This window comes from Clostridium muellerianum (genome assembly GCF_012926525.1).
Taxonomy (GTDB): Bacteria; Bacillota; Clostridia; order Clostridiales; family Clostridiaceae; genus Clostridium_AM; species Clostridium_AM muellerianum.
The window spans coordinates 13,136-26,451 of record NZ_JABBNI010000011.1 but is presented as its reverse complement, the minus strand read 5'-3'; the positions used below and the strand labels follow the sequence as shown (position 1 = coordinate 26,451).

Annotated in this window: 14 protein-coding genes and 1 riboswitch; of the genes, 1 reads left to right on the top strand and 13 read right to left on the bottom strand. The window is 30.9% G+C overall.

Annotated elements, in window-relative coordinates; all coding sequences use genetic code 11:
* Positions 1 to 112 precede the first annotated feature (112 nt).
* From HBE96_RS05760 to cdaA, 10 genes are all read right to left on the bottom strand, one after another.
* Positions 113 to 643 carry a 2-oxoacid:ferredoxin oxidoreductase subunit gamma family protein gene (locus HBE96_RS05760; RefSeq protein WP_169296805.1) on the bottom strand — a complete coding sequence of 177 codons (531 nt, stop codon included), beginning with the start codon at positions 641 to 643 and terminating at the stop codon, positions 113 to 115.
* Position 644: 1 nt separating this feature from the next.
* Positions 645 to 1,394 carry a thiamine pyrophosphate-dependent enzyme gene (locus tag HBE96_RS05755; protein WP_169296804.1) on the bottom strand — a complete coding sequence of 250 codons (750 nt, stop codon included), beginning with the start codon at positions 1,392 to 1,394 and terminating at the stop codon, positions 645 to 647.
* Positions 1,394 to 2,464, bottom strand: coding sequence for a 3-methyl-2-oxobutanoate dehydrogenase subunit VorB (locus HBE96_RS05750; protein WP_169296803.1), 1,071 nt, complete (start codon positions 2,462 to 2,464; stop codon positions 1,394 to 1,396). Before HBE96_RS05750 ends, HBE96_RS05755 begins: the two co-directional genes overlap by 1 nt.
* A gap of 13 nt (positions 2,465 to 2,477) precedes the next feature.
* Positions 2,478 to 2,690, bottom strand: a complete 213-nt coding sequence (locus HBE96_RS05745; RefSeq protein WP_169296802.1) for a 4Fe-4S dicluster domain-containing protein — start codon at positions 2,688 to 2,690, stop codon at positions 2,478 to 2,480.
* A gap of 143 nt (positions 2,691 to 2,833) precedes the next feature.
* Entirely contained in the window at positions 2,834 to 3,496 is a 663-nt protein-coding gene (locus tag HBE96_RS05740; protein ID WP_169296801.1) for a nucleotide-binding protein, read from the bottom strand.
* 416 nt (positions 3,497 to 3,912) lie between these two features.
* Positions 3,913 to 4,983: a butyrate kinase gene (buk, locus tag HBE96_RS05735; RefSeq protein ID WP_169296800.1), complete on the bottom strand. Its 1,071-nt coding sequence runs from the start codon at positions 4,981 to 4,983 to the stop codon at positions 3,913 to 3,915.
* 54 nt (positions 4,984 to 5,037) lie between these two features.
* Positions 5,038 to 5,955 (bottom strand): phosphate butyryltransferase, encoded by a 918-nt coding sequence (ptb, locus tag HBE96_RS05730; RefSeq protein WP_169296799.1) that lies wholly within the window; start codon positions 5,953 to 5,955, stop codon positions 5,038 to 5,040.
* 230 nt (positions 5,956 to 6,185) lie between these two features.
* Complete coding sequence (locus HBE96_RS05725) at positions 6,186 to 7,787, bottom strand: NAD(P)/FAD-dependent oxidoreductase (RefSeq protein ID WP_169296798.1); 1,602 nt, start codon at positions 7,785 to 7,787, stop codon at positions 6,186 to 6,188.
* Positions 7,777 to 9,009 carry a CdaR family protein gene (locus tag HBE96_RS05720; protein ID WP_169296797.1) on the bottom strand — a complete coding sequence of 411 codons (1,233 nt, stop codon included), beginning with the start codon at positions 9,007 to 9,009 and terminating at the stop codon, positions 7,777 to 7,779. The genes HBE96_RS05725 and HBE96_RS05720 overlap by 11 nt, the downstream gene beginning before the upstream one ends.
* The gene (gene cdaA, locus HBE96_RS05715; RefSeq protein WP_169296796.1) at positions 8,979 to 9,827 is read right to left on the bottom strand and encodes a diadenylate cyclase CdaA; all 849 of its coding nucleotides are present in this window, start codon (positions 9,825 to 9,827) and stop codon (positions 8,979 to 8,981) included. Before cdaA ends, HBE96_RS05720 begins: the two co-directional genes overlap by 31 nt.
* 136 nt (positions 9,828 to 9,963) lie before the next feature.
* A riboswitch (cyclic di-AMP (ydaO/yuaA leader) is annotated at positions 9,964 to 10,092 on the top strand.
* A gap of 2 nt (positions 10,093 to 10,094) precedes the next feature.
* Between cdaA and HBE96_RS05710 the strand changes: the two genes are divergently transcribed.
* The gene (locus tag HBE96_RS05710) at positions 10,095 to 10,622 is read left to right on the top strand and encodes a cell wall hydrolase (RefSeq protein WP_169296795.1); all 528 of its coding nucleotides are present in this window, start codon (positions 10,095 to 10,097) and stop codon (positions 10,620 to 10,622) included.
* Positions 10,623 to 10,695: 73 nt separating this feature from the next.
* On the opposite strand, the gene HBE96_RS05705 is transcribed toward HBE96_RS05710, so the two are convergent.
* The 3 genes from HBE96_RS05705 to HBE96_RS05695 all read right to left on the bottom strand — a co-directional run bounded on the left by HBE96_RS05705 (position 10,696) and on the right by HBE96_RS05695 (position 13,312).
* The gene (locus HBE96_RS05705) at positions 10,696 to 11,556 is read right to left on the bottom strand and encodes an NAD(P)/FAD-dependent oxidoreductase (protein WP_169296794.1); all 861 of its coding nucleotides are present in this window, start codon (positions 11,554 to 11,556) and stop codon (positions 10,696 to 10,698) included.
* A gap of 70 nt (positions 11,557 to 11,626) precedes the next feature.
* Positions 11,627 to 11,944: a thioredoxin gene (trxA, locus tag HBE96_RS05700; RefSeq protein ID WP_169296793.1), complete on the bottom strand. Its 318-nt coding sequence runs from the start codon at positions 11,942 to 11,944 to the stop codon at positions 11,627 to 11,629.
* A 129-nt stretch (positions 11,945 to 12,073) separates the two neighbouring features.
* A complete protein-coding gene (locus tag HBE96_RS05695) occupies positions 12,074 to 13,312 on the bottom strand; it encodes a tetratricopeptide repeat protein (RefSeq protein WP_169296792.1) in 1,239 nt (412 codons plus the stop codon).
* Positions 13,313 to 13,316 lie beyond the last annotated feature (4 nt).

Here is a 13,316-nt window from a genome sequence, read left to right as displayed (position 1 = left end):
TATTTTAAACATTTTAAATTCTTCATTAATCAAGTTATATTATATTACAATTCAGAATTAGTAACAATACTAAAAAATCACCCGGAATAAATCCAGGTGATAAACTGATTTTTTATTTTACAAAATCTATTCCCTTTTGAATAGCATTCTTATTTGACTCAAAGAATTTTTCTTTTCCGTGAGCTTTTAAAGAATCTAGTAAAGCTTCTATAGAAACTATACCTGTTTCCTTTACAAGCGCTCCCAAAAGAATCATATTAGCAATCTTTTTACTTCCTAATTCTTCTGCTATAGTCTGTGCAGGTATTGATATAACTTTTAAATCAGTTCTCTTAGGAACTACATCTATTAAGTCCGAATCCATTATTATAAGACCATTAGGTTCTACCATGTTTTCAAACTTTTCTAATGAAGGTCTATTCATTACAACTATAGTATCAGCTTTTGTAACTATTGGTGAGCCTATTGCCTCATCAGTTAGTATAACTGAACAGTTAGCTGTACCTCCTCTCATTTCTGGTCCATAAGATGGTAACCATGAAACATTTAAATTAGCATCCATTCCTGCATATGCAAGAAATTTACCCATTGATAATATACCCTGTCCTCCAAATCCAGCAAATATTATTTGTTGTGATGCCATTTTATTTCACCTCCTCAGTAATATCCTTCTTAACACCAAGCGGATAATACGGAATCATATTTTCTCTTAACCATTTCATTGATTCTGAAGGTGACAATCCCCAGTTAGTTGGGCAGATTGATAACACTTCTACAAGTGAAAAACCTTTTCCTTCTAATTGATTTTGAAATGCTTTCTTTATAGCTTTTTTGGCCTTCATTATATTTGGTACTGTATCTACAGATACTCTTTCTACATAACAAGCTCCTGTTAAAGTTGAAATCATTTCAGAAACTCTTACTGGATATCCAGCGATTTTAGGATCTCTTCCATATGGTGTTGTTTCAGTTACTTGTCCTGGTAATGTAGTTGGTGCCATTTGTCCACCAGTCATACCATAAATGCAGTTGTTTACAAATATTCCTGTTATATTTTCTCCTCTTGTAGCAGCATGAACAATTTCAGCAGTACCTATAGCTGCAAGGTCTCCATCGCCTTGATATGTAAATACTACTTTATCAGGGTTAGTTCTCTTTATTCCTGTTGCACAAGCTGGTGCTCTACCATGTGCAGCTTCAAACATATCACAAGCAAAATAATTGTAAGCTAAAACTGAACATCCAACTGGAGCTACTCCTATAGTTTTATCTAATATACCAAGCTCATCTATAACTTCTGCAACTAGCTTGTGAATTACACCATGTGTACATCCTGGACAATAATGTGTAGGCACATCTAATAATGCCTTTGGATTTTCATATACTATTGCCATTATTTTGCACCTCCTACTATAGATTTAACTTTTTCAAGAATATCTGCAGGTTCTGGAATCATTCCACCAGATCTTCCGTAAAAATCTACAGGTTTTCTTCCATTGGAAGCAAGTTTTACATCTTCAACCATCTGTCCGCAGCTCATTTCTACTGATAAATAACCACACTTAGTATTATTGATAGTTTTTTCAAATGCTTCAAATGGGAAAGGCCATAAAGTTATTGGTCTTATTAATCCTACTTTTATTCCTTCCTTTGCTGCCATCTTAATGACATTCTTGCATATTCTTGAGGTTGTACCATATGCAACCATTATTAGATCATTATCTCCATCACAGTTAAACATTTCATATCTAACTTCATTTTCTTTTATGCATTTATATTTAGCTTGAAGTTTTTCATTATGCTTTTCTAATTTTTCTGACTCTAAGAATAATGAATTTATTACATTATGCTCTTTTCTACCATTCAATCCATTAGCAGCCCAAGTTTTTTCTGGAAGAGTTTTGGCTGGTCTTTCTTTAAATTCAACTGGTTCCATCATTTGACCAATCATTCCATCTCCCATAACCATACAAGGTGTTCTATAAGTATCTGCTACATCAAATGCATCTTGAATCAAATCAACCATTTCCTGAATTGAAGCTGGTGCAAATACAGGCATATTAAAGTCTCCATGAGCACCACCTTTTGTTGCTTGGAAATAATCTGATTGAGCCGGTTGAATACTTCCAAGTCCGGGGCCGCCTCTAACTATATTAACTATAACGCAAGGCAATTCTGCTCCTGCTATATATGATATTCCTTCTGCTTTTAAGCTTATTCCAGGTGAACTTGATGATGTCATAGCTCTAACTCCACTGCCAGCTGCTCCATAAACCATATTTATAGCAGCAATTTCACTTTCAGCCTGTATAAATACTCTTCCTATCTTAGGCATTTTTCTTGACATATAAGCTGCAACTTCTGTTTGTGGAGTAATTGGATAACCAAAGAAGGCTTTACAATTAGCTCTTATGGCAGCTTCACCAATGGCTTCATTACCTTTTATTAATACTTTTTCTCCCACAAAGAATCCCTCCTTATTCCTTTTCAACTGTTATTACGCAGTCTGGACATATTTTTCCACAAGATGCGCAAGCAACACATTCTTTCATTTTGTCTTCTGTAACAGTAGCTGGATGATATCCTTTTGGATTCAGTCTATCTGCAAAGCTTATTATTTTTTTAGGACATGCTTCTATACAGTGTCCACAACCTTTACATCTTTCTTCTCTAAAAGTTACCTTTGCCATAAGAAAGTTCCCTCCTCAATTTTGGTAATTAAAAAAATCTTGTCAACATAAAATTTCTAATATCTTTCAAAGTATAAAGAACTAGAAATCTATGTTTTTTATGTTAATGTTAATTCTAGCATGCAATAAAATTTTAATTTTACTTATCTCCAAGGTGGTTTCATATATATATCTATAGGGAATATGTCACCTTGAACCTTTCCCTCTATAGCTTTCTGTAAATCTTTTCTACAAACTGTATATCTATAAGGTATATTAATTTGCTTAGATAATTCTCTAACTTCTCTATCTCCTTTTAATATGTCATCTATACTTGTTTCATATGACATATTTGTATTGGATATTAGATGAGTGACTTTAAGTCTGGAAACAATTTCAATGGAATTTATAAATTCCATTGTATCTTTATTGTTAGAAGTAAATGGTCTATTATTATTTATCACAAAATACATATCATACCCATCCTGCTTAAAATAATTATTATACTGACCAAGCACTATAGCTCCTTGTTCATCTCCTCCTACATCCATTACAACTTCATAACTTTTATCATTAAATACTGCAAGTACTTCAGCTGGCACTACTGCTAATTCTGCATTTGAAAGATTAGGATCTGAAGATATTAATCTTACTCCATTTTCTTCAAAATAATTTTTTAAATCCCTTGAGCAAAAATACGGATTTACTATATCCAAATCCACAATTGCTACTTTCTTTCCTTGTTTTGCAAGGTTTATTGCATAATTTATTGATACCTCTGTTTTTCCACTTCCAAAATGACCTGTAAAAATTCTAATTCTACTCATTGCATCACCTCGTGTTATGGGTTACATTAAGTTTTGGTTTTGTAATCGTATTCAAAAATGATATTAAAATAATATGAATGTTATAACTAATACTGTGCAAATAAAATTTGTTAAATGAAAATGACTTTATTTTTAATTGGCTCGTTAAAGTTTCATGAAAACCTTTTAATATGAAACTTTTACTTTAAAATTGACATGATTATGATTTTTTTATCCATATGCATATTATATCACAAACCTTTTAAATATTCTAACATAATTTTTACTCCATATTATGTTTATATTGTTTCTTATAATAATTAAATACATTTCATCCTTTAATTTACTTAACCTAACTCTCTCAATTTACTTATTACAAGGCTTTACTTTTAATCAAAAAAGTGTAAAGCCAAAAAACTGCTCTACACTTTTTATGTTTATTTATATTCTTTAGCTTCTTCTTCCCCTTTTAATACTCTAAGTCCACCTTGTGCTAAAGCTAATAATTCATCTTCACCTGGATATATTACAACTGGTGCAATGAATCCAATCATGTCCTTTATTGCTGCTGTAACAGCTTTACTATAAGCTATTCCTCCAGTTAAAAGTATGGCATCAACTTTTCCATGTAAAACTGCAGCACATTTTCCAACCTCTTTACCTATTTGTAGTACAAAAGCATCAAATACTAATTTTGCTTTTTTATCTCCTGCCTCTGCTTTTTGCTGCACATCTCTAAAATCATTTGTATTTAAATAAGCTACAATTCCACCTTTTCCACTTATCTTTTTCTTCATTTCTTCTAAAGTATATTTACCACTATAACAAAGCTTTACCAAGCTTCCTACAGGAAGTCCTCCTGATCTTTCTGGTGAAAATGGTCCATCCCCATCTAAACCATTGCTTACATCTATAACTCTTCCTTTTCTATGAGCTCCAACAGTTACTCCACCACCCATGTGTGTCACTATTAGATTTAATTCATCATATTTTTTATTGTTTTCTTTTGCATATCTTTTTGCTACTGCTTTTTGATTTAAAGCATGGAATATACTTATTCTTTCTATTTCTGGCATTCCAGATATTCTGGATACTTCGTCTAATTCATCAACAACAACAGGATCTACTATAAACGATGGCTTATTTATGGATTTTCCTATTTCATTAGCTATTATTCCGCCTAAATTTGAAGCATGCTGTCCCTGAACTCCAGCTTTTAAATCTTCTAACATAGTATCATTAACTTTATAAGTTCCACTTTCAATTGGTTTCAAAAGTCCACCTCTGCCTACTACTGCATCTAATGTATTAATATCAAAATTTTTCTCTTTTAAAACATTTAATATAACTTCTTTTCTAAATTCGAACTGATCATAAATGGTAGAGAACTTCTCAATTTCTTCTGAAGAATGTCTTAATGTTTCTTCTAAAACCTGATTTTCATCATCATATACTCCTATTTTTGTAGATGTTGATCCTGGATTTAATATTAACAACTTATATGACATTTTTTTCCCTCCCGCAAAAATATCTTTACTTAGTATGTAACTACAGTAAAAAGATTATTTGTTTCCTTTTAGCTTATTTGCAACTAATGCAGCTAAAGCTATTGCATTCATTTTTGTTTCATGACTATCATTTCTTGAAGTTAATACTACTGGTGCTGAAGTTCCAACTAATAAAGCTCCGCTTCTACATTCTGTTGTATAAGTTAAGGTTTTATACATTATATTTCCTGCTTCTATATTTGGCATTAATAATATATCTGCCCTTCCAGCTACGGAACCGTTTACACCTTTATGTGCAGCAGCTTCTATAGACAATGCATTATCTAACGCTAATGGTCCATCAATTAAACATCCTTTTATTTGTCCTCTATCACTCATTTTGGAAAGTATTGATGCGTCTATGGTTGCCTGCATACTAGGATTTACAACTTCTACAGCACATACTGGTGCTACTTTTGGTATTTCTATTCCTACTGCTTGAGCAACAGTTACTGAATTTTTCACTATATCTATTTTATCTTTAAGTTCTGGATACATATTAAAAGCTGCATCTGTTAAAAATATTAATCTATCAAGTTTAGGTATTTCAAAAACTGCTACGTGAGACATTAACTTTCCTGTTCTTAATCCAACTTCTTTATTTAAAACTGCTCTTAAAAAATTGGCTGTGTCAATAAGTCCTTTCATTAGCATATCAGCTTTACCCGTTGAAACTAACTCTACTGCTTTTAATGCAGCTTTAACAGGATTTTCTTCATGAACAATTTCAAACCCTGTTAAATCCATCCCTATTTCTGATGCCACAATCCCTATTTTTTCCTTGTCTCCAACTAATATTGCTTCTGCTATTCCCTGTTCTTTAGCATCCCTAATAGCTTCAAGTACTGGTTTATCTTGAGCTACTGCTACTGCTATTTTTTTTGTTTCTTGACTTTTGGCTTTTTCCAAAACCTCTTGAAAATTTTTAACCATCTTTTTGCACCTCTTTCTCATAAACTTTACACTTCTTCTACCCCTTAAACACCCTTAACACTTCATATATTATAGATATTATTCGAAACCGTTTTCAATTTCTCATATATTATGATATATTTAAAACTGTTTTTAGTTTCTTTTATATATATAATAATACATTGGAGACCGTTTTCGGCCTCACTTATATTTTATCAGATATATTCAGAAAACACTGTTTTTCAGAATATTCAATCCAATGGAGAATATTCCTTTATAATATTCTCTGCCACTTTTATGCCATCAACCGCTGCAGACATTATTCCTCCTGCAAATCCAGCTCCTTCACCACAGGGATAAAGTCCTTCTGCTGATACACTTTGAAGCTTTTCATTTCTCAATATTCTAACAGGAGCTGAAGTTCTTGTTTCAATTCCAGTTAAAACTCCATCACCACTAGCAAATCCTTTAATTTTTTTATCAAAGTTTATAAAACCTTCTTTCAAAGATTCTGTTACGTAATGTGGAAGACACTTTCTTAAATCCTTAAACTCATAGCCTGGTTTATATGTAGGTTTTATATTTCCTAACTTAGTGGAAACTTCATCTTTCAAAAAATCCCCTATCAATTGTACTGGAGCAATATATCCACCTCCACCTAAAATGTAAGCCAACCTTTCATAGTGCCTTTGAAACTCCATACCTTTTAATGGTGTATCTCCCTGAAAATCAGATTCATTTACAGAAACCACCATTGCTGAATTAGCATTTTCCTTATCTCTTTTAAAAAAACTCATTCCATTGGTTACTAATCTTTCTTCCTCAGATGCTGCTGCCACTACTTCACCTCCAGGACACATACAAAAACTATATACACCTCGTCCTGTAGTTCTTGTATTATATGTAAGTCTATAGTCAGCTGCCTTAAGCTTAGGATGATTTGCATACTTTCCATATTGATTCTCATTCATCATTTGTTGAGAATGTTCAACTCTTACGCCTATAGCAAAAGCTTTGGCTTCCATAAATATTCCCTTTCTGTATAACATTTCATAGGTATCTCTTGAACTGTGTCCTATAGCTAATACTAAACTTTCACTTGGAATCTCATCTCCATTTACTATTACAGACTTTACAGCTCCATCACTTACAATTACATCCTCAAGCTTACTATTAAACCTTACCTCTCCACCTAATTCTATTATCTTTTCTCTTATATTTTTTACTACTTCCTTTAATATATCCGTACCTATATGTGGTTTACCATTATATAAAATTTCTTCAGGGGCCCCAGCCTTCACAAACTTATCTAAAACAAAGTCACATCTAGCATCCTTTATTCTAGTTGTAAGCTTACCATCTGAAAATGTTCCTGCTCCACCTTCTCCAAATTGAACATTAGATTGTAAATTTAATTTCCCTGTGCTCCAAAATTTATTTATGCTGTTAGTTCTGTCCTCAACCTTTTCTCCTCTTTCTATTATTATTGGTCTGTATCCTTTTTCAGCTAGTAAAAGACCTGCAAACATGCCTGCAGGTCCCATACCAACTATAACTGGTCTATGACTCATTTTTTTACTACCAAAAATAAATTCTTCAGTGTAAACTTCTTCTTGCACTTTCACATCTTTATCATTAACTTTATTTACAATTTTTGATTCTTTATCACATTTTACTTCTACAACATAGTTAAATTTTATATTATCTTTTCTTCTAGCATCTATAGACTCTCTTAAAATTTTAAAGCTTTCTATACTTTGGGACGATACTCTTAATTTTTTACATACTTTATCTTTTAAATCATCTATGCTTTCATCTATACTTATATTTAAATTACTTATTTTAATTGACATTTTTGCCCTCCAAAACTTTTTTCTTCGCACTAACTTTAACTTGTGACATACTTTGCGAAACCTTTGTTACTCCATCTGGCAAACTTATGTTTAAAGGTACTGAATTTTCCCCTTCTACTATTGAACTTAAATCCGCAGAACATTTTACATCTTCTGTTTTTAAATTATTTATAATTTTCTCTTCGCCAGATACTACTAAAGTAACTTTATCTCCACTTAAACTATTAGAATACTTACCATTATCATTTATAGTTTGTATATTTAAGCTTAATTCCTTCTGAACATTCTTTCCTTTATTTAAATTAACCTTTAATTTTACAGTGTCTGAACTATTTACAAGAATAACTCCTTTAGGTACTATTAGTTTAACCTCTATTGTGTCTTTTCCATACACTTTATTTAAATCTACGTATTCTGTATTTAAAGCATTTATATCCGCTATTAAATCCTCTTCTCCTGCTATATCTATTTTATCCTCAACAGGTACTAAACTTTCTACATTAGCATTATTATTTTGCTGAATTTGAGTTTTAACATTTACAGATACAGTCTTAACTTTTTTTATCGGAATAGTTACTTTTAAAGAGCTTGGATTAACTATCACATCTTTCACTAATGTACCTGATGAATCTACTGGTTGTAACTGTATATTTGCATCAATATCCTTTGAGGCGTCCTTAATGTTATATCTTGCCGCTAAATATTTTACTGCTTCTACGGCTTCTTTAGGACCAGTTATTTCTTTCTCCTTTATAGTAGGTTTAAAAGCATAAAATCCACTTTTGGCATTTCCATCAAAAATTACTTTAACTGGAACATTTCTTTGTTTCAAATCATCTAAAGTAACCTTGACCCATAGATTATCACCATTTGTTATTCTGACATTAGAAGGTCTATTTTTAACCTCAACAGGTATTCTATTTTCTCCTTTTTTAACTGCATAGGCACTTAGGTCTGATACAAGTTTAAAACTACCTGGCTTCACAGAATATACATTAGATGTACTTCCTTTTATAGTTAAAGTTACAGTTAAATTATCTTCCTCTATAGGAACTAGATTAGATTTTGCAACAACATCTTTATTTATAACCTGTACAGGCACAGTAACTTGTACTTCTCTCATTGGATTTTCTACGTTATAAATGTACAACCATAAAACTAAAGAAGCTATCACACAACATATCTTAATAATTACTTGGTGTTTTTTGACCTTTTCGTCCATTTAATCACCTGCTCCCTAAAGGTTAATTTTCTACTTTGCCTCTTTTTCATTATTCTTATAAGAATATCCTTAAGCTTTTCTTTATTATATCCTCTTGTTAAGTTACCATTTACAGCAAGGGAAACAGTTCCTGTTTCCTCAGATACAACTATAATTAATGCATCTGAGTTTTCAGATATGCCTATAGCTGCTCTATGTCTTGTACCAAGCTTTTTATTTAGATCCTGATTATTAGTTAAAGGCAAAAAGCATCCTGAAGATATTATTCTATCATTTCTTATTATTGTTGCACCATCATGAAGCGGAGTATTAACTACAAAAATATTTTCTAAAAGTGCTGCTGAAACTACTGCATCTATTTTAGTTCCCGTTTTCACTATATCTTCAAGACCTGTAACTTGCTCTATTATTATTAATGCTCCTGTTTTACTATTAGATAAACTTTCTATAGAATTAGTAATTTCCGTTATCACCTTTTCCATTATTTCATCGTTTTCTAATATATGCTTGTCATTAAAAGCTGTTCTACCTAAATGTTCAAGCGCCCGGCGAATTTCTGGTTGAAATATGATTATAAAAGAAAGCAGACCAATAGTAATTGTCTTAGTTAAAATCCAATTTAACATAGTTAAATTGAAAAAATTACTAATAGGTATAAGTAAGACTATAAGTATTATTCCTTTTAAAAGTTGTTCAGCCCTAGTTTCTTTTATAAGTGTATAACCCTTGTAAAAGATATAAGAAACCACTAATATATCCATTACTGATGCTACACTAATATTTTTAATAGAATTAACTATCATATCTAATAGTTCCAACCATATCACCGCCCTAACAAAAATCTCTATTTACAATTATACACTATTTAATATTGTTTATATCAAAACCTTAATTTATTTTATAAAATATTAATAAAATTTTTTATACAGTGTATTTTTTTTTAATTCCTGGCTATACTACCATTAGCCTAAGTTTTTTATTAAACACGGGGAAACCGGAAATTTTTGGGGTGAATCGTATTTACGTAGGTTATGCCTTTACCGAACCCGTCAGCTAACCCCGTAGGTAACAAGGAGAGGATTTTATTGAAAAAATTTATTTTTTGTATACTATTTTTATTGGCACCAAGCATTTTATTACCATTTGGTGTAGAAGCTGCTAGTTCTGATAATATAGATTCTACTTTATTTAAAGAGCAAGATCAGATTGTTGAAGTTTTTAATTATTCTGGTAGGAAAGTGTATGTAACTCAAAAAGATATACACTTAATGGCTCAAGTGGTTTATGCAGAAAGTAATTGTGAACCTTTTGAAGGGAAAGTTGCTGTAGCTTCTGTAATATTAAACCGTTTAAAATACCCTGAATTTCCCAAAACCGTAGAGGAAGTAATAACACAAAGAAGTGCTTTCTCTTGTGTAAGAAATGGCTGCATAGATGTTGTTCCTGATGAAAGTAGTTATAAGGCAGTACTTCAAGCTTTAAAAGGAGATGATCCTACAGGTCAAGCAGTTTTCTTCTATAACCCTAAAATAGCTACCTGCAAGTGGATGAAAAGCATAAATAAAAAGAATGTTAAAACTATAGGAAATCATGTGTTCTTTGTAGCAAATTAGACATATTTTTATTTAGCTAAAAATTTAGCTAAGCACATATATATCCCCACAAATTAAAATTTGTGGGGATAGTTTATTTTAGAGAATCTAAATACGCAACAGCATTTAAAGCTGCTATTTGACCTTGGCCCGCCGCCTTTATATATTGATAGGGTTTTCCTACACAATCACCTGCTGCAAAACATCCTTGAATATTAGTTTTCATATCTATGTCTACTTTAATATGACCATTTTGCATTTCTATCCCAGGTACAAGTTGATTTGGCGCTACACTATCCTTTAGTATAAAAACCCCATCTGTAGCTATATCCTTATTTTTCATAACTATATCTTTAACCCTATCTTCTCCTCTAATTTCTACAGGCTTATCCTTAACTATTTCTATATTTTCTTTTATACTATAATTTCCTTCATACATAGGTACATAGTAAAGCTTATTTGTTAATTCGGCCACATAATTAGCCTCTTCTTCTGCTTCCTTGTTATATCCTATAATTGTAACTGTTTTGCCTCTGTATAATGGTGCATCACAGGTTGCACAATATCCTACACCTCTTCCTAAAAACTCTTCTTCACCTTTTAATGACTTTGTATGTTCCATTCCCGTAGCTATTATAACGGATTTTGCTTCATACATTTTTTCATTTACCATCAAAGTAAAGTATGATCCCATTGCATACACAGCATTTATTTTTTCAGTTACTATATCTATATTCATATAATCAATGTGCTTTTGAAATTGATCTTTTAACTGCTGTCCTGTAAAATCATAAAATCCTAAATAATTATTTATTTTAGGTGCTTTAACCAGCTTATTACTTAAGTCTCTAATTCCAAATAAAATAATACTTTTATTTCGTATTTTTGAATTTATCGCAGCCGATAATCCTGCTGGTCCTGTACCTATTATAGCTATATCATATTTGTTATCCATATATCCAACCTCCTTTTATAAAAAATGACAAATTAACTTTTGCTAATTTGTCATTGCTGTTATTAATACTTTAAATATGCTTTTCTATAACACCTTTTATTGCTTCCTTAGGTCTAAATCCTACTAAAGTATCTACTACTTTCCCACCCTTGAATACCATAACAGTAGGTATACTTGCTACTCTGTATTGAGTAGATGTTACTGGATTTTCATCTACATTCAATTTTAAAAATTTAACTTTATCATCGAGTTCTTCAGAAATTTCATCTATTACAGGCGCTAACATTTTACAAGGTCCACACCAAGAAGCCCAAAAATCCACAACTATAGGTGTAGAAGCTTCTTCAAGAGTTTTTGTAAAGTCCACATCTTTTATTTCCTGTACCATAACTTATCCCTCCATACTATACCTTATTGAGGTACTATTTATATTTCAATTTTATATTAAGCATTACATTTAGTCAATAGTTAGTAATAATAATTATTAATACATTTTAATTACATGGTCATTACTATTTTATCTATTAATTACACTTTTTATTACAGAATTATTATATATTGATTTAGGATATTTATCTACCAACTTTTGGCCATAATCTGCCGCCTTAGTTTTATCTGAATCTTTATACATTATAGCTAAAGCGTAAAGTACTGCTTCTTCGTAATCACTTTGTGCATACTTTTCATCGTACTGAGTATAATATTTTATACCATTGGGAAAATCTCCTGATAAATAAAATGCACTTCCTAACATATATATTATATGAGGATATAAATAATGCTTATCTCCTAATTCATAAGCTTTTGCAAGATAGCTTTTAGCATTAGAGTAATCTTGACTATTTATATAGTTGAAACCTCTACCATAAAAATATTCTACACCCTCACCTTTCAATAGTTGATCAGCACTTGCAAGAATTGATTTGTCATTATTAGATATATTCTTATCTTTCCATTTCATATAATCTTCATATACATTTTCATAGTTTTTATTTTGTAAATCATTTTTTATTTTATCTCCTGGAAAGCTTTCCTGCTGAACTTTCTTAGGAGCTTCCTTAACTACCTTATTTACATTATTGCTAGGTGTTTTTTGTATATTACTTTTTGATGTTTTGTCATTATGACTAAATTTAACTGCTATATTTTTAGTACCTCTAAAAATAGCTGGTATTCCAAATACTATTACAATTACTAGTAATACACCCACCAAACAATAAACAGCTTTTCTCGCATCTATCCTATTTTTAATTATTCCATACTTCACTAGAGTTTTCTTGTTTTCTTTTGCTATACTATTATTTTTATCTACTTTCATTACGTTTTCTAAACTATTTATAGCCTTATCATATTCACCTTTTTTTATATAGCATATAGTTTTGTAATTATTTACATTTATATAATTGTAATCACTTTCTGAACACTTCTCTAGAAGTTCTAATGCTGCATTTACATGCAATTCTTTTATAAGACCTACTGCCTTTTTATAAATATACAGCTTTTCTTTATCTGTTTTTGTATTAATTAAATACCTTTCAGCAACTCCATCTTTATTTATTTCATAATTCATTTTCCAAAGTTTTTGAGCATTATCTATATCTCCTTTTAAATAATAAAGTAATCCTTTAAGATTTATAGATGCTGCATTTTTTATATCCATTGATATGCTTTGTTCACATAAATCTATGGCCTTATCTATATAACCATTATTATATTTATTTAGCGCTTTGACATATGTTTTTTTAGATTTATCCATATAC